Source organism: Streptomyces sp. CA-135486 (assembly GCF_050936555.1).
In the GTDB taxonomy this organism is placed as follows: Bacteria; Actinomycetota; Actinomycetes; order Streptomycetales; family Streptomycetaceae; genus Streptomyces.
Genome location: NZ_JBNJMM010000002.1, coordinates 1226025 through 1242905 on the forward strand (window position 1 = coordinate 1226025; position 16881 = coordinate 1242905).

16 protein-coding genes are annotated in these 16881 nt (G+C 69.8%); 7 read left to right on the plus strand and 9 right to left on the minus strand.

Going from position 1 to position 16881, the window contains the following annotated elements:
• Positions 1–169: 169 nt before the first annotated feature.
• Positions 170–847 (minus strand): cytidylyl-2-hydroxypropylphosphonate hydrolase, encoded by a 678-nt coding sequence (gene fomD, locus ACQEVG_RS24980; RefSeq protein WP_432987638.1) that lies wholly within the window; start codon positions 845–847, stop codon positions 170–172.
• Between the two features lie 58 nt (positions 848–905).
• Positions 906–2300 carry a class II fumarate hydratase gene (locus ACQEVG_RS24985; RefSeq protein ID WP_432987640.1) on the minus strand — a complete coding sequence of 465 codons (1395 nt, stop codon included), beginning with the start codon at positions 2298–2300 and terminating at the stop codon, positions 906–908.
• A 150-nt stretch (positions 2301–2450) separates the two neighbouring features.
• Between ACQEVG_RS24985 and ACQEVG_RS24990 the strand changes: the two genes are divergently transcribed.
• Complete coding sequence (locus tag ACQEVG_RS24990) at positions 2451–3983, plus strand: ricin-type beta-trefoil lectin domain protein (RefSeq protein ID WP_432987642.1); 1533 nt, start codon at positions 2451–2453, stop codon at positions 3981–3983.
• A gap of 216 nt (positions 3984–4199) precedes the next feature.
• On the opposite strand, the gene ACQEVG_RS24995 is transcribed toward ACQEVG_RS24990, so the two are convergent.
• Complete coding sequence (locus ACQEVG_RS24995) at positions 4200–5876, minus strand: fumarate hydratase (protein ID WP_432987644.1); 1677 nt, start codon at positions 5874–5876, stop codon at positions 4200–4202.
• 200 nt (positions 5877–6076) lie between these two features.
• Between ACQEVG_RS24995 and ACQEVG_RS25000 the strand changes: the two genes are divergently transcribed.
• Positions 6077–6742, plus strand: a complete 666-nt coding sequence (locus tag ACQEVG_RS25000) for a DUF1707 SHOCT-like domain-containing protein (RefSeq protein WP_432987646.1) — start codon at positions 6077–6079, stop codon at positions 6740–6742.
• Between the two features lie 151 nt (positions 6743–6893).
• A complete protein-coding gene (locus ACQEVG_RS25005) occupies positions 6894–7247 on the plus strand; it encodes a WhiB family transcriptional regulator (protein WP_360879220.1) in 354 nt (117 codons plus the stop codon).
• A gap of 120 nt (positions 7248–7367) precedes the next feature.
• Here ACQEVG_RS25005 and glpX read toward each other — a convergent pair whose 3' ends face one another.
• Positions 7368–8399: a class II fructose-bisphosphatase gene (gene glpX / locus ACQEVG_RS25010; RefSeq protein WP_432987648.1), complete on the minus strand. Its 1032-nt coding sequence runs from the start codon at positions 8397–8399 to the stop codon at positions 7368–7370.
• 132 nt (positions 8400–8531) lie between these two features.
• On the opposite strand from glpX, the gene ACQEVG_RS25015 reads away from it, so the two are divergent.
• Positions 8532–9053 carry a DUF4245 domain-containing protein gene (locus tag ACQEVG_RS25015; protein WP_432992871.1) on the plus strand — a complete coding sequence of 174 codons (522 nt, stop codon included), beginning with the start codon at positions 8532–8534 and terminating at the stop codon, positions 9051–9053.
• Positions 9054–9271: 218 nt separating this feature from the next.
• Here the strand turns inward: ACQEVG_RS25015 and ACQEVG_RS25020 are convergent, their stop codons facing one another.
• From ACQEVG_RS25020 to ACQEVG_RS25035, 4 genes are all read right to left on the minus strand, one after another.
• Complete coding sequence (locus ACQEVG_RS25020; RefSeq protein WP_432987650.1) at positions 9272–9862, minus strand: malonic semialdehyde reductase; 591 nt, start codon at positions 9860–9862, stop codon at positions 9272–9274.
• Between the two features lie 143 nt (positions 9863–10005).
• Positions 10006–10242 carry an exodeoxyribonuclease VII small subunit gene (locus ACQEVG_RS25025; protein ID WP_432987652.1) on the minus strand — a complete coding sequence of 79 codons (237 nt, stop codon included), beginning with the start codon at positions 10240–10242 and terminating at the stop codon, positions 10006–10008.
• Positions 10243–10295: 53 nt separating this feature from the next.
• A complete protein-coding gene (gene xseA, locus ACQEVG_RS25030) occupies positions 10296–11504 on the minus strand; it encodes an exodeoxyribonuclease VII large subunit (RefSeq protein ID WP_432987654.1) in 1209 nt (402 codons plus the stop codon).
• A gap of 85 nt (positions 11505–11589) precedes the next feature.
• Positions 11590–12957: an APC family permease gene (locus ACQEVG_RS25035; protein ID WP_432987656.1), complete on the minus strand. Its 1368-nt coding sequence runs from the start codon at positions 12955–12957 to the stop codon at positions 11590–11592.
• 78 nt (positions 12958–13035) lie between these two features.
• On the opposite strand from ACQEVG_RS25035, the gene ACQEVG_RS25040 reads away from it, so the two are divergent.
• Complete coding sequence (locus tag ACQEVG_RS25040) at positions 13036–14040, plus strand: 4-hydroxy-3-methylbut-2-enyl diphosphate reductase (protein ID WP_432987658.1); 1005 nt, start codon at positions 13036–13038, stop codon at positions 14038–14040.
• 65 nt (positions 14041–14105) lie between these two features.
• Positions 14106–14846 carry a polyphosphate--glucose phosphotransferase gene (gene ppgK / locus ACQEVG_RS25045; protein ID WP_432987660.1) on the plus strand — a complete coding sequence of 247 codons (741 nt, stop codon included), beginning with the start codon at positions 14106–14108 and terminating at the stop codon, positions 14844–14846.
• 97 nt (positions 14847–14943) lie between these two features.
• Here the strand turns inward: ppgK and ACQEVG_RS25050 are convergent, their stop codons facing one another.
• On the minus strand, positions 14944–15537 hold the full coding sequence (locus ACQEVG_RS25050; RefSeq protein ID WP_432987662.1) for a DUF6542 domain-containing protein: 594 nt from the start codon (positions 15535–15537) through the stop codon (positions 14944–14946).
• A gap of 185 nt (positions 15538–15722) precedes the next feature.
• On the opposite strand from ACQEVG_RS25050, the gene ychF reads away from it, so the two are divergent.
• Positions 15723–16811 carry a redox-regulated ATPase YchF gene (gene ychF, locus ACQEVG_RS25055; RefSeq protein ID WP_432987664.1) on the plus strand — a complete coding sequence of 363 codons (1089 nt, stop codon included), beginning with the start codon at positions 15723–15725 and terminating at the stop codon, positions 16809–16811.
• Positions 16812–16881: the final 70 nt, after the last annotated feature.

Below are 16881 nucleotides of genomic sequence, written 5' to 3' on the forward strand. Positions count from 1 at the left end.
CTGCTGCGCTCAATGGTTGTCAAAACGGCGCAACCTTGCGGACGACGATCCTACGTTTGCCCCCAGGGGGCGCATCAAGAGTCTCATGAGGTCGTTCGCGCCGGAGCGTGTTACTGGACAAGAGTCAGCCATGGCGATCGCGCCCCCCGCTCACCACCTTGCGGGGCGCTCAGGACGTCAGCTGCGCGGCCGTACGCCCCCAGTCCGCGGGCAGTTCGGGCACCCGCCAGGCCGGGTCCGGGCGCCAGCGCTCCCAGCCGTCGCAGAACGGCGCTCCCCAGGCCCGGATCACCTCGAGGGCGGCCCGGCCCGCCTCCCGTACCCGCCCGGCCTTCTCCGGGCCCATCATGCCGACCAGCTGGGCCTGGGCGAACTCGTCCTCGTCGTGCCAGCGCCAGCTGCGGTCCGGATGGACCGAAAGGTCCAGGAAATGGTCCTCCGAGTCGATGCCGCCCGCCCAACGGGTGTGCGGCTCCTCGAGGTTCACGTACCAGTTGCGGAACTCCCAGCCGCGCTCCCAGAACAGCCACACCGACCACGGCTGCCCCGGCCGGGCCAGCTTCAGCACCCCCGCACCGAACCACCGGGAGCGGGTCACGGTGCGCGGGGCCGTGTAGCGGGTGGCCAGCGGCTCCTGGTGCACCGGGGTGCCGTCCGCGAGCACCGGCTTCACACACTCCGTGCCCGGCGCCATCCACGCCGCGAGCAGGTCCTCGGTGTCCTGTACGACGGTCACCGGGCGGCAGATGTGGATGCTCGAGCCCGACAGGTCCGGGGCATGGCCGCGATAGCGCCAGAGGATGTGGTCCCCGGGCGTCCAGCGTGTGCTGCGTTCCGTACCTGTCATGAGCAGATCTTAGGAGGACGGCCCGGCCCGCGCAGCGATACAGGTCACGGCCGCCGCGTCAGGGGTGCGTCATACGCAGCACGTCAAGGGCCTCGTCCAGCTGCTCGAGGGTCAGCGCTCCACGCTCCACATAGCCGGACTCGAGGACGACCTCACGGATCGTCCTCCGCTCGGCGAGCGCCTTCTTGGCGACCTTGGCGGCCTCCTCGTAGCCGATGTACTTGTTCAGGGGGGTGACGACGGACGGCGAGGACTCCGCGTACTCCCGGGCCCGCTCGACGTTCGCCGTGATGCCGTCGACGGTGCGGTCCGCGAGCAGCCGCGAGACGTTCGCGAGCAGCCTGACCGACTCCAGCAGATTCCTGGCGATCACCGGGAGCATGACGTTCAGCTCGAAGTTCCCGGCGGCGCCGGCGGTGGCGACCGTGGCGTCGTTGCCGGTCACCTGGGCGGCGACCATCAGGACGGCCTCGGGGATGACCGGATTGACCTTGCCGGGCATGATCGACGAGCCCGGCTGGAGATCGGGGAGGTTGATCTCCGCCAGACCCGTGCGCGGGCCCGAGGCCATCCAGCGCAGATCATTGGAGATCTTGGTGAGCGAGACGGCGATGGTGCGGAGCTGACCGCTCGTCTCCACCAGCCCGTCCCGCGCGCCCTGCGCCTCGAAGTGATTGCGGGCCTCCGTCAGCGGCAGCCCGGTCGCGCGGGCGACCTCGGCGATGACCGCCGCCGAGAAGCCGGGCGGGGTGTTGATGCCGGTGCCCACCGCCGTGCCGCCGAGGGGCAGTTCGGCGAGGCGGGGGAGGGACGCCCCGAGCCGCTCCACGCCGTACCGGATCTGGGCGGCATAGCCGCCGAACTCCTGGCCCAGCGTCACCGGAGTGGCGTCCATCAGATGCGTACGGCCGGACTTGACGACGTCCGCGAACTCGGCCGACTTTCGCTCCAGCGAGGCCGCCAGCTGCTCCAGCGCGGGGACGAGATCGCCCGTCACGGCCGCCGTCGCCGCGATGTGGATGGAGGAGGGGAAGACGTCGTTGGACGACTGGGACGCGTTCACATGGTCGTTGGGGTGCACCTCGCGGCCGAGGCGCTCGGTGGCGAGCGTCGCGATGACCTCGTTGGTGTTCATGTTGGAGGAAGTGCCGGAGCCGGTCTGGAAGACGTCCACCGGGAAGTGCTCGTCCCAGCGGCCCTCGGCGACCTCGGCGGCGGCGTCGGCGATCGCGCCCGCGATGTCCTTGTCGAGCACGCCCAGTTCGGCGTTGACCTGCGCGGCGGCCGCCTTGATCCGGGCCAGGGCCTCGATGTGGGAGCGTTCGAGGCGCTGCCCGGAGATGGGGAAGTTCTGCACCGCCCGCTGGGTCTGGGCCCGCCACTTGGCGTGCGCGGGGACCCGCACCTCACCCATGGAGTCGTGCTCGATCCGATACTCGCTCGTGTCGTCCATCGCCGCCACGCCTCCTCATCACTCGGCTGTGTCCCTCGGGGGCGCGACCCCCGAATCCCCGAAAAGGTGAGCACTTGTCTTGTTACGCCTATTCCCAAGTGCGCTACCCGCCAGTAAATACCCGGATCAACCACAAACCGGGGAGGCGCAATGACGCGCACCAGGCACAGACTTCGCTGTACGGTCGCGGCCGCCGCCGCACTGGCCGCGGGCCTGGGAGGATTGGCGGCCACGGCCACCACCGCCCGGGCCGCCGAGCGCGGTTCGTCCCGTACAGCCGCAGCCTTACCGCTCCCGCCCGAACTGGAATCCATCCGCGCGGCCGAGGCCGTCAAGCTCTACGGCAGCCCCGCCGAACGCCCCCTCGCCGACCGCAAAACTGGCCTGATCTCGCTGGGCGACAGCGAGATCTCGGGCGAAGGAGTCGGCACCTACGAGCCCGGCACCAACGGCCCCGACAACTGGTGCCACCGCTCGCCCGACGCCGCCATCCACCGCACCGGCATCGCCGCGGACCTCACGTACGACGTCGCCTGCTCCGGCGCGTCCACCGGAAACATCAGGATCGGCGGTTCGAAGCAGCACGCCGACGAGCTGGTCCAGAGCGACGCTCTCGCCATCAAAGCGCGCAACACCCGCATCAAGATGGTCCTGTTGGTGGCCGGCGCCAATGACGACCTGCAGTTCGGACCGGTCATGACCGACTGCGTCACGCGCTATGTGCTGTTCCAGGGGCCCTGCGAGCCCAAGTACGCCCCCGGCTGGCAGACCCGCGTCGACGGCCTCGTCCCCAAGGTCGAGCAGACCGTACGCGACCTGCGCACCGTGATGCGCGACGCGGGTTACGCGGACGCCGACTACAAACTGGTCGTGATGGGCTACCCGAGCCCCGTCGGCCCGGACTTCCGCGACAACCCGAACTTCCCCGGCAAGCTGCTGTGCGGCGGCATGGGCTACGACTCCGACACCGTCTGGGGCCGCAACACCGCCGTCCCCGCCTTCGAACGCGGCATGCGCAGGGTCGCGCAGTCCACGGGGGCGGTCTATCTCGACAACTCCCGGCTCTTCCACGGCCATGAGGTCTGCATGGAGGACACCTGGGCGCGCGGGCTGTACATCGACCTCTCCAACCCCTTCCCGCCGGACTCCAATTCGGTCCGCCAGTCCTTCCACCCGAATGCGCGCGGGCATGCGGCCTTTGCCTCCTGCCTGACCCAGCTGTACAACTCGGGCCTGAGCGCGGCCGGTTGCGCGGACGTGGCGTCCAGCGGGAAGCCGCAGCTGTACGCGGGCGCGTGGGACGAGGCGTACCGGCCGCTGAAGAACGAGGCGACGGGTGCGTGCGTGGACGTCTCCGGCGCGGTCAGCCGCAATGGCACGGCCGTTGCCGGGTGGGACTGCCACGGCGGCCGCAACCAGGGCTGGTGGTACGACGCGGCGCGCGGCTCCCTGCATACGGAGCTGACGCAGGACCGGTGCCTGGATGTGCCGGGGGCGAGGTATCAGGCGGGGGCGGCGCTGATCGTCTGGAACTGCTCGGGCGCGGCGAACCAGAGCTTCGTCCAGGCCTCGGGCACGATCCGGCCGACCGGGGCGACGGGGCTGTGCGCGACGCTGGGGTCGGCGCGGGAGGCGTTGCGGCTCCAGCCGTGCAACGGCTCGGCTGGACAGCGCTTCGCGTGAGTTTCCCGGGGGCGCTGCCCCCGGACCCGCCCCCTACGCCCTGCGGGCGTGGGGGACCCCCAGCGCCTCAAACGCCGACGGGGCTGACTGTTCAGCCCGTCCGGCGTTTGAGGACTGGGGGTCTGGGGGCGAAGCCCCCAGTTACGGGATGGGGGTACCTCCCACGGCCGCCAGGCCGCAGGGGGAGGGCGGGTAGGGGAAGGCCCGCCGCGGGCGCTACGCCAGCCCCGGGCCCCGCACCGGGATCGACGTGAACGTCGGCGCCGGCGCAGGCTCAGTGAAGAAGTCGTTCCCCTTGTCGTCCACCACGATGAACGCCGGGAAGTCCTCCACCTCGATCCGCCACACCGCCTCCATCCCCAGCTCCTCGTACTCGACGACCTCCACCTTCTTGATGCAGTCCTGCGCGAGCCGCGCCGCGGGCCCGCCGATCGAGCCCAGGTAGAAGCCGCCGTGCGTCCCGCACGCGTTCGTCACCTGCTGCGAGCGGTTGCCCTTCGCCAGCATGACCTTCGAGCCGCCCGCCGCCTGGAACTGCTCGACGTACGAGTCCATACGGCCCGCGGTCGTCGGCCCGAAGGAGCCGGAGGCGTAACCCTCGGGCGTCTTCGCCGGACCGGCGTAGTAGACCGGGTGGTCCTTGAGGTACTGCGGCATCTCCTCGCCCGCGTCCAGACGTTCCTTGATCTTGGCGTGCGCGATGTCGCGGGCGACGACCAGCGGGCCGGTCAGCGAGAGCCGGGTCTTGACGGGGTACTTGGTGAGCTCGGCAAGCACCTCGTCCATCGGCCGGTTCAGGTCGATCTTCACGACGTTCCCCGCCTCGTCGAGGTGCTCGTCCGTCGTGTCGGGGAGGAACCGCGCCGGGTCCGTCTCCAGCTGCTCCAGGAACACACCCTCGGCGGTGATCTTCGCGGTGGCCTGACGGTCGGCCGAGCAGGACACGGCGATGGCGACCGGCAGCGAGGCGCCGTGCCGCGGCAGCCGGACAACGCGCACGTCGTGACAGAAGTACTTGCCGCCGAACTGTGCGCCGATGCCGATCTTCTGGGTGAGCTCGAAGACCTTCTCCTCCAGCTCCTTGTCCCGGAAGCCGTGACCGGTGGCGGAGCCCTCGGCGGGCAGCTCGTCGAGGTAGTGCGCGGAGGCGTACTTCGCGGTCTTCAGCGCGAACTCGGCGGACGTACCGCCGACGACGATCGCGAGGTGGTACGGAGGGCACGCGGCCGTGCCCAGCGAACGGATCTTCTCCTCCAGGAACTTCATCATGGAGGCCTCGTTCAGGACCGCCTTGGTCTCCTGGTAGAGGAACGACTTGTTGGCGGAGCCGCCCCCCTTTGCCATGAAGAGGAACTTGTACGCGCCGCCGTCGGTCGCGTACAGCTCGATCTGGGCGGGGAGGTTGGAGCCGGTGTTCTTCTCCTCCCACATGGTGAGGGGAGCCATCTGCGAGTAGCGCAGATTGAGCTTGGTGTACGCGTCGAAGATGCCGCGCGAGAGGGCTTCCTCGTCGCCGCCCTGCGTCAGGACGTTCTGGCCGCGCTTGCCCATGACGATCGCCGTGCCGGTGTCCTGGCACATGGGGAGTACGCCGGCGGCGGCGATGTTGGCGTTCTTGAGCAGGTCGAGCGCGACGAACTTGTCGTTGGAGGAGGCCTCCGGGTCGTCGACGATACGGCGCAGTTGCGCGAGGTGGGCGGGCCGCAGGTAGTGCGAGATGTCATGCATGGCCTCGGCGGCGAGCTTGCGCAGCGCCTCCGGCTCGACCTTGAGGAACGTACGCCCGTCGGCCTCGAAGGTGGAGACTCCCTCGGCGGTCACCAGGCGGTAGGGCGTGGTGTCCTCTCCCAGCGGGAGCAGATCGGAGTACGCAAACTCTGGCATTACGGCCATTCCTTACTCGGCAGACGGCGGCGCGGCCTCCATTGGCAACGCGTCCTCAAGCGTAGAACGCGTTTGGTTGACGCAGTCTGTGAGGTAAGGCTCACCCGCGGGGCCCGAACCGCGGGGGTCCGGGGCGCAGTCCCGGTTCAACGGCGACCCGCGGCCGCGCCCCCTAGTCGCGATCTATCGCGTTTCGCTACCCTGGCTCCGTGGACCTCGACAAGCACCCCCAGAAGCCGGTCGCCCCCGCGGACCCCGCCACCGCCGGCGACATTCGCGCCTCAGACGCCGACCGCGACCGGATCGCGGACATCCTCAGGGACGCGCTGGCCGAGGGCCGGCTGGACGCCGAGGAGCACTCCGAGCGCATCGACGCCGTCTACCGGGCCAAGACCGTCGGTGAACTCGAGCCGCTCGTCCGGGATCTGCCCACGACCCGCAAGCGCCCGGACCCCGCCGCGTACGCGTACGGGCCCGAAGAGCCCGCCGGACCCGCGGAGAATCTGATCGCCGTCTTCTCCAGCTCCACCCGCAAGGGGCGTTGGCGCGTCGGCCGTCGGACCAACGCCTTCTCGCTCTTCGGCAGTGTCGAGATCGACCTGACCGAGGCGCTCTTCGAGCAGCGGCTCACCGTGATCAACGCGACGTCCATCTTCGGCAATGTCGAGGTGCGGGTCCCGGAGAACATCTCGCTGCGCGGCAGTGGCACCGGATTCTTCGGGAACTTCGACGTCCTCAGCCTGGAGGCCGCCGACCCCGAGGCCCCGGTCGTCGTCGTCAACGGTTACTCGGTTTTCGGCAATGTCGAAGCCAAGCCGAAGAGGGGCCGGCTGATCGCCGATCTCCATGACCGCCTGCGTAAAGACCTGGGCTGACGGCTCCGCCCCGGAGTGCTTTCAAGCCGCGAGCGCCCGCCCGCAATTCCGTACCACGGAACTCAGTGCCACTCAGTGAATAGGAGTGCGTACAGCGGGTAGGGAGTGCTGCATCGTCTCTCGCTCGCGAAGCCGTCGTCAGGAGTAGACCGTGCTGCAACTGCCGCATCAGTCCTTGCAGGTCGCCGCCCTTGCGCCCCAGCGGATTCCCGCTCGGGAAGATCAGGCCGGCCCCTGGCACGCGGAGGCGGTGTGCCGCCGGGACGAGGCCGGGCTCTTCTTCGCGCCATCCAAAGAGCCAACGGCCGCACGGCTGTCACGCGAGGAGGCTGCCAAGCGGGTCTGTGCGCGCTGCCCGGTGATGGTCGAGTGCCGGGAGCACGCCCTGCTCCAGCCCGAGCCGTACGGCGTGTGGGGCGGGCTCACCGCGGCCGAGCGCCGCGTGGTGCTCGCCCGGCGCAGGCGGCGGGAGGTCGAGATCAAGAAGCCGGCCTCGGCGGCCTGAGCCGTACCCGCGACCCGCGCACGGACGCGTACCTGCGGGAAGGGGCGCCCCACTCGTGCGAGCGCCCCTTCCGTATGCACTGTGTGTCCCGTGCGTACGGGAACTACTCCCGTACGGGACCTACTTCGCGCGGTCGAAGTCGATCGCGCTGTACGCGCGCAGCTTCGACAGCCGGTGGGTCGAGTCGATCTTCCGGATCGTGCCGGACTTGGAGCGCATCACCAGCGAGGACGTGGTGGCGGTCTCCGCGCGGTAGTGCACGCCGCGCAGCAGCTCGCCGTCGGTGATGCCGGTCGCGACGAAGAACACGTTGTCGCCGCTGACCAGGTCGTTCGTGTGCAGAACCCGGTCCAGGTCGTGGCCGGCGTCGAGCGCGCGCTGCCGCTCGGCGTCGTCCTTCGGCCAGAGCTTGCCCTGGATCGTGCCGCCGAGACACTTGATCGCGCAGGCGGAGATGATGCCCTCCGGTGTGCCGCCGATGCCCATCAGCATGTCGACGCCGGTGCCTTCGCGTACGGCCATGATCGAGCCGGCGACGTCGCCGTCCGAGATGAACTTGATCCGGGCGCCGGTCTCCCGGATCTCCTTGACCATGCTCTCGTGGCGGGGGCGGTCGAGGATGACGACGGTGATGTCCTCGGGATTGGAGCCCTTCGCCTTGGCGACGCGCCGGATGTTCACCGAGACGGGCGCGTTGATGTCGACGAAGTCGGCGGCCTCGGGGCCGGTGACCAGCTTCTCCATGTAGAAGACCGCGGACGGGTCGAACATGGTGCCGCGGTCGGCGGCGGCCAGGACGGCGATGGCGTTCGGCATGCCCTTGGCGTTGAGCGTGGTGCCGTCGATCGGGTCGACGGCGATGTCGACCTCGGCGCCGGTGCCGTCACCGATGTGCTCGCCGTTGAACAGCATCGGGGCTTCGTCCTTCTCGCCCTCGCCGATGACGACGACGCCGTTCATCGAGACGGTGGAGACGAGGGTCCGCATGGCCCTGACGGCCGCGCCGTCCGCGCCGTTCTTGTCCCCACGCCCGACCCAGCGACCGGCGGCCATGGCAGCGGCCTCGGTGACCCGGACGAGCTCCAAGGCGAGGTTGCGGTCGGGGGCTTCGGGCGAGACCTCGAGCTGGGGCGGCAAATTGTGCTCGGTCATCGGAGCGCACCTTTCTGTACGACGACGGCCGGAAAAGAGGGTGATGCGACTCTATCGGTACGTCGACAAATTGAGCAGAGGGGGCCACGTTTGAGCACGCCACCTTGATGCGAACATGGGGGCGTGGCAGGTATGCGAGGCAGACAGACGGTGCGGGACATGGTGCTGTCGATGGCGGTGATCGGCGCCGTCGTCGCAGTCATCTACATGTTCATTCCGCACGACGACAAGGCGGACCCGATCAAGGCGGTCGACTACCGGGTCGAGCTGGTGACGGCACGGCGCGCGGCGCCGTACCCGGTGGCGGCTCCGGAGGGCCTTGCGAAGGGGTGGAAGCCGACCTCGGTCTCGTACGGGCGGACCGACGGCGACGCCTGGCACCTCGGTTTCCTGGACCCGGACGGCGAGTACGTCGCCGTGGAGCAGTCCACGGCACCGGCAAGGAAGTACATCCCGAAGGTCAGCCAGCAGGCGCACGAGACCGGGAAGACCCAGCAGATCGCCGACGCGACGTGGCGGCGCTGGGAGGGCCCGAAGTACGACGCGCTGGTGCGCGAGGACAAGGGCTCGACGACCGTGGTGACCGGGACGGCGTCGGCGGAGCGGCTGGCGGAGATGGCGGCGGCGCTGGAGACCGGCAAGGCCGGTCAGTAGCGCGTCTGGAGAACCCGGCGCTGACACGCCGACGGAGACGGCGACGGCCCCGGAGCACGGTGTGCTCCGGGGCCGCGTGATGTCAGGGCTCGCGTAGGCCGACCGGCGGCTCAGACGGTGGTGACCAGCTCGTCGTACGCCAGCCGCGGCGAGCGCGGACTGTGTTTTCCCGGGGGGCGACCCCCGGACCCCCGGTAGTGGGGCTGTCGGGCGCTTCGTCAGACGGTGGTGACGACCTCGTCGTACTCCAGCCGCGGCGAGCGCGGGTGCCACGCGTCGTCGCCCGGCTTGCCGATGTTGACGATCATCAGCGGGGTGTGGTCGCCGTCCAGGAACTCCTTCTGGACGCCGGCGAAGTCGAAGCCGGTCATCGGGCCCGCCGCCAGACCGGCCGCGCGGACGCCGACGATGAAGTACGCGGCCTGCAGCGCGGCGTTGAAGCCCGCAGCCTGCTCACGGACCGGGCGCTCCGAGAAGAACGCGTCCTTCGCCTGCGGAAAGTGCGGGAACAGGGCCGGGAGCTCCTCGTGGAACTCGTTGTCGGCGGCGAGGATCGCGACCAGCGGGGCAGCCGCGGTCTTCGGCCGGTTGCCCTCGGCCATGTGCTGCACCAGGCGCTCGCGGGCCTCCTCCGAGCGGACGAGGACGACGCGCAGCGGGGTCTGATTGAAGGCGGTCGGGCCGAACTTCACCAGGTCGTAGATCGCCTGGACCTGCTCCTCGGTCACCGGCTCGTCCGTGAACGTGTTGGCGGTGCGGGCCTCGCGGAAGAGGAGGTCCTGGGCGGCGGGGTCAAGAACGAGGGACATGCTGGCGTACCTTCCGGGACGTGCGGAGGATCTTTACGGCGGGTGTAACCGCACCCCGGTAGATTAAATTTCAACTACACGGTGATGGTGATCCGACTCACACCGGCGCGTCCGCGCCCGGCTCGCCCCCGGCGTCCCAGCTGTCAGTCCTCGTCGCTTCCCGCGGCCTCGTCCGCCCCCGCGGACAGCGCAGCGTCCAGCCGCGCGCGGGCGCCCTCCAGCCAGTGGCGGCAGACCTTCGCCAGCTCCTCGCCGCGCTCCCACAGCGCCAGCGACTCCTCGAGCGTCGTACCTCCTGCCTCCAGGCGGCGTACGACCTCGATCAGCTCGTCCCGTGCCTGCTCATAACCGAGCGCAGCCTCGTCCGTGTTCGCAGCCATGCGATCCACCCTATGTGTGAGGTACGACAACCACGCTCACCACGGCCCGGCGGTCACTCGGCGACCCGTACAGCGAACTCGCCCTCCGAGACCCGTGCCCGCAGCTCCTCGCCCGCCGTCACGTCCTCCGGCGAGCGCACGACCGCCCCGTCCGCCCGCTGCAGCACCGCATACCCCCGCTCCAGCGTCGCCGCCGGCGACAGCGAGACCACGCGCGCCCGGGTGTGCGCCAGCTCCGAGTCCGCGCGGTCGAGGAGGTGGCCGAGCACCCGCCGACTGCGGGCGACCAGCGCGTCCACCTCCGCCTCGCGCTCGTCCACCATCCGCTGCGGATGCTCCATCGACGGGCGGGCCAGCGCATGCGCCAGACCGCGCTCCTCCCGCTCCAGCAGCCCCCGGACAGTGCGCCGCGCACGCTCGCGCAGCTGGTGCACCCGGTCCAGCTCCTCGCCGACGTCCGGGACGACCTTCTTTGCCGCGTCCGTCGGCGTCGACGCCCGCAGGTCCGCCACCAGGTCGAGCAGCGGCGAGTCCGGCTCGTGCCCGATCGCCGACACCACCGGCGTACGGCACTCGGACACCGCCCGCACCAGCTGCTCGTCCGAGAACGGCAGCAGGTCCTCCACGCTGCCCCCGCCGCGCGCCACGATGATCACGTCCACGTCGGCGAGCTCGTCCAGCTCCTTGACCGCCTGGACGACCTGGGCGACCGCGTGCACCCCCTGCACCGCGACATTGCGTACCTCGAAGCGGACGGCGGGCCACCGCCGCCGCGCGTTCTCCAGGACGTCGCGTTCGGCTGCCGACGCCCGCCCGCAGACCAGGCCCACCCGGTGCGGCAGGAACGGCAGCGGCCTCTTGCGGTCGACCGCGAACAACCCCTCAGCGCCCAGGGTCCGCTTCAACTGTTCAAGGCGCGCGAGCAGTTCGCCGATCCCCACCGGCCTTATCTCCACGGCCCGCAGCGACAGCTGCCCCCGCGGCGCGTACCACTCGGGCTTGGCGAGCATGACGACGCGCGCGCCCTCCGCCACCACATCCGCGACCGCGTCGAAGACCTGCCGGAAGCAGGTGACGCTGACGGAGATGTCGTACGAGGGATCGCGCAGCGTCAGGAAGACGACCCCGGCGCCCGGCCGCCGCGACAGCTGGGTGATCTGCCCCTCCACCCAGACCGCGCCGAGCCGGTCGATCCACCCGCCGATGAGCCGTGACACCTCGCCGACCGGCAGAGGAGCTTCCGCGGACGTGTTGAGAGCCATACGGGCGAGCGTATCGGCCGCGTACGACAAAGCCGCCCGCCGCGACCGCGGCTACGGCTGTTCCGGGGGCCCGCCGCGACCGCGCCTACAGCTGTTCCGAGGGTCCGACTCGACCCCACTGCACCGCCAGCACGATCAGCCCGACCCCCAGCCACACCACGCCGACCACCTGCGCCGAGCCCGCCGCCGTCACGATCACCGCCACCAGCACCCCGGCGCCGAGCAACGGCACCAGGACATGCCGCAGCCAGTCCGGCGGCCCGTCCATCCGGCGCACCACGAACCAGCCGATCACACTCGCATGCAGCAGGATGAACGCCGTCAGCGCCCCGATGTCGACCACCGACACCAGATGGTCCATGCCGTCGTCACGCCGGGCCGCCCACAGCGCCGCGACCATCGTCACCGCGGCCGCCATCAGCAGTGCGATCCGCGGCACGCCCGAGTCCGTACGGGACAGGGCGTGCGGCAGCCGCCTGTCGCGTGCCATCGCGAACAGCAGCCGGCCCGCGGCCGCCTGCCCGGCGAGCGCCGCGAAGGCCGCACCGATGGCCTTGCTCACCGCGACCAGGTCGTGCAGCCACCCTCCGATCGACGCGTCCACCGCGTCGTAGAAGGCCGACCCCTGCTTGCCCGGCTCCGCGGCCAGCTGAGACGACGACATCGGCTCAAGGAGGGCCACCAGATACGTCTGCGCCACGAACAGCACGCCCGCCAGCGCCAGACAGAACAGCACCGCCCTTGCCACCTTCCGCGAACCGCCGGTGGCCTCCTCCGCGAACGACGCGATCGCGTCGAAGCCGAGATACGACAGCACCGCTACCGACACCGCGCTCAGCACCGCCATCAGCGAGAAGCCCGCATCCCCGGAGAAGGGCGACGCCCAGCCGCGCTCAGCACCGTCCCGTACGAGCACCACCACCGCCGACACCACGAACACCAGCAGCACCACGATCTCCATCGCGAGCACCGCGAAGCCGACCCGGGCCGCCGCCCGTACACCCCAGAGATTCAGCAGCGTGGTGACGACCACCGCAATCGCGGTCCACACCCACCGGTCCACGTCCGGAACCAGCGCCTCCATCGCGATCCCGGAGAAGAGATACGCCACGGCCGGGATCAGCAGATAGTCGAGCATCGCCATCCACCCGGCGATGAACCCGGGCCCGTCGCCGAGCCCCTTGCGGGCGTAGGTGAAGACCGAACCGGCCTGCGGGGCGACCCGGACCATCTGGGCGTAACTCACCGCGGTGAACGCCATGGCGATCGTCGCCACGACATAGACGAGCGCGACGGCCCCGTGCGACTTGGCGTCGAGTGTGCCGAAGATGCCGACCGGAGCCATGGGCGCGATGAACAGCAGTCCGTAGACGAGCAGATCCAGGAATCCGAGTGTGCGCCGCAGCTCGCCGCCCGTGCCGTCCCCCTTGTCCGGCACTTCCGCTGCCGCCATCGCGTCCCTCCGTCGCTCGCGTCCCGCCTCAGTCTTCCCGCTGCGGGTGATCTCTCGCCTCTTCTGGGCGGCCTTACGATGGGGGGCATGACTGCTACGACTCCTGCCCGACGCGTCCTTCTCGCCGCTCCCCGTGGCTACTGCGCGGGCGTGGACCGTGCCGTGATCGCCGTGGAGAAGGCCCTTGAGCAGTACGGGTCGCCGATCTATGTGCGCCACGAGATCGTCCACAACAAGTACGTCGTACAGACCCTGGAGAAGAAGGGCGCGATCTTCGTCGACGAGACGGCGGAGGTCCCCGAGGGTTCGATCGTCATGTTCTCCGCGCACGGTGTGGCGCCGGTCGTGCACGAGGAGGCGGCGGAGCGCAGGCTCGCGACCATCGACGCGACCTGCCCGCTCGTCACCAAGGTCCACAAGGAAGCGGTCCGTTTCGCCGACGAGGACTACGACATCCTGCTCATCGGCCACGACGGCCACGAGGAGGTCATCGGCACGTCCGGCGAGGCGCCCGACCACATCACGCTCGTGGACGGCCCCGAGGACGTCGCGAACGTTTCCGTACGGGACGAGTCGAAGGTCGTCTGGCTCTCGCAGACCACGCTCTCCGTCGACGAGACGATGGAGACGGTGGACAAGCTGAAGGAGAAGTTCCCGCAGCTGATCTCCCCGCCGAGCGACGACATCTGCTACGCCACGCAGAACCGCCAGATCGCGGTCAAGCAGATGGGCGCGGAGGCGGACCTGGTCATCGTGGTCGGCTCCAAGAACTCCTCCAACTCCGTCCGGCTGGTCGAGGTCGCGCTGGGCGCGGGCGCCAGGGACGCCCACCTCGTGGACTGCGCCGACGAGATCGACCAGGCCTGGCTGGACGGGGCCTCGACGGTCGGCGTCACGTCGGGCGCCTCGGTGCCGGAGGTGCTGGTCGAGGGCGTACTGGAGTGGCTGTCGCAGCGCGGCTTCGAGGACGTCGAGATCGTCAAGGCGGCGGAGGAGTCGATCACCTTCTCGCTGCCGAAGGAGCTGCGCAGGGACCTTCGCGCGGAGGCTGCCGAGCTCGCCGGGAAGCCGTCCGGAACGTAGTCCTGAGAGCGGTCCGGGTCCTGCCCGGGACGTAACTGTCAGGGGCTGCCCGTAACGTTGTGTCCATGGACGTGTTCGGAGTGGACATCGGCGGATCCGGCATCAAGGGCGCACCAGTGGACCTTGAGCGCGGCGACCTGGCGCAGGAGCGCCACAAAGTTCTGACCCCGCAACCGGCGACGCCGGACGCGGTGGCCGACGGCGTTGCGGAGGTGGTGGGCCATTTCGACTGGTCGGGCCCCGTGGGCGTCACCTTCCCCGGCGTCGTCACGGGCGGCATCACGCGTACGGCGGCGAACGTCGACAAGGGCTGGGTCGACGTGGACGCGGGCAAACTGCTCGCCGACCGCCTCGGCGGCCTGCCGGTGACGATCCTGAACGACGGTGACGCGGCGGGCATCGCGGAGATGGCCTTCGGCGCGGGCCGCGGCCGCAAGGGCACGGTGATACTGCTGACCTTCGGTACGGGCATCGGCAGCGCGGTCTTCATCGACGGTCGGCTTGTCCCGAACACCGAGCTCGGCCACCTCGAGCTGCACGGCCACGACGCCGAGAAGCGCGCCTCGACGAAGGCCAAGGAGGACGAGGAGCTGAGCTGGCACCACTGGGCGCACCGGGTGCAGAAGTATCTGGCACACGTGGAGATGCTGTTCTCGCCGGAGCTGTTCATCATCGGCGGTGGGGTGAGCCGCAAGGCGGACAAGTTCGTGCCGTTGATCGAGGGCATCAGGGCGGAGATCGTCCCGGCGGAGCTGCAGAACAACGCGGGCATCGTGGGGGCGGCCATGGCGGCGACGAGTCGCTAGCGCGAGGCGCGATGTGAACGCCGGCCTTGTGGCGTTCAGGCGGGCGCGGGCGTCGAAGGGGCCCTACGTGTTCGTACCGTCGGGCCCGGGGCGAACGTCAGCCCCGTCGTACCGGCGGCCCCTGGCGGGTGCGGCGCAGTCGGCGGCTCATCACCCGGATCTTCCGTACGCAGGTGATGAGCCCCGCGACAAGCGTGCCGCCGTACAGCCAGCCCGCGTGCACGGCCAGCGAAGTCACCACGGCCATCGCCTGTCCGCCGAAGCCGCCCGCCCCACCCGAGATCGGCACGATGCCGGCCGCGAAGGCGATCGGCACGCTGATCGGCGCGGTGACCAGGTCGGCTTCCCGCACCCAGAGCGCGGTCAGTGCGCTGACGGGCAGGAACAGCACCCCGTACACCACCGCGGAGCCGCCGAACAGCAGCCAGTCCAGGCAGCCGAGCATCAGCATGGTCGCGACGCCGAAGAGCCCGCCGCCCAGCCCGGTCAGCCGGGGATTGGGCAGTCTGCGCAGTGCGAGCACCACGGGCGGGACGGTACGCGCGGGCCGGGCAGCCACCCGGTACACGGCGGGACCTTCTCCGAGCGTGCCCTCCACGAGCGCACCCTGCGGGGAGAGGGGGCCCGGCGGGGAGAGAGGGGCCTGTGGCCGCTGGCGGCGCTGAGGGTGACTTGTCCTGTGCTGCTCCACCTGACCAACGTAGGTCGCAACTGGGGATGAAACAGGCCTGGGACACGCCCTTTGGGTGACCTTGGGGTTGAGTTCGAGCCACAGCTCCCGTCACGGCCCCGCTCGACCCGCCCGTAAACTGGGGAATCGGCCCACCTCCGGGCCGGGCGCCCATCAGCCAGTCCTCACTCCAGGAAGTCGCCAACGTGTCGCTCACGATCGGAATCGTCGGCCTGCCAAATGTCGGCAAGTCGACCCTGTTCAACGCCCTGACCAAGAACGACGTGCTGGCGGCCAACTACCCGTTCGCCACCATCGAGCCGAACGTCGGCGTCGTCGGCGTCCCGGACGACCGCCTCGCCACACTGGCCGAGATCTTCAGTTCGCAGCGCATCCTCCCGGCGACGGTGGACTTCGTCGACATCGCGGGCATCGTGCGCGGCGCGAGCGAGGGCGAGGGCCTGGGCAACAAGTTCCTGGCGAACATCCGCGAGTCGGACGCGATCTGCCAGGTCATCCGGGCCTTCAGGGACGAGAACGTCGTCCACGTGGACGGCAAGATCTCGCCGAAGGACGACATCGAGACGATCAACACGGAGCTGATCCTCGCCGACCTCCAGTCGGTCGAGAAGGCCGTCCCGCGCCTGACGAAGGAGTCCCGCCTCCAGAAGGACAAGGTCGCGGTACTCGCGGCGGTCGAAGAGGCGCAGAAGATCCTTGAGGCCGGCACGACGCTCTTCGCCGCGGGCATCACCGCCGGCACGGAGAAGGGCCGCCTGCTGCACGAGCTTCACCTGCTCACCACCAAGCCCTTCCTGTACGTCTTCAACGTCGACGAGGACGAACTGGTCGACGAGGACTTCAAGAACGAGCAGCGCGCGCTGGTCGCCCCGGCCGAGGCGATCTTCCTCAACGCGAAGATCGAGTCCGAGCTGATCGAGCTCGACGACGACGAGGCGCTGGAGCTCCTCCAGTCGATGGGCCAGGAAGAGCCGGGCCTGGCGACGCTCGGCCGGGTCGGCTTCGACACCCTGGGCCTTCAGACGTATCTGACGGCGGGCCCGAAGGAGACCCGCGCCTGGACCATCAAGAAGGGCGCGACGGCCCCGGAGGCTGCCGGTGTGATCCACACCGACTTCCAGAAGGGCTTCATCAAGGCCGAGGTCATCTCCTTCGCCGACCTCGTCGAGACGGGGTCGGTCGCGGAGGCCCGCGCGAAGGGCAAGGCACGCATGGAGGGCAAGGACTACGTGATGCAGGACGGCGACGTGGTGGAGTTCCGGTTCAACGTGTAGCGGGTGACGTGACGGCACGTCGTTGATCTGGCAAACATACAGGTCAGGTGGGGTCCGACTCTTCGGAGTC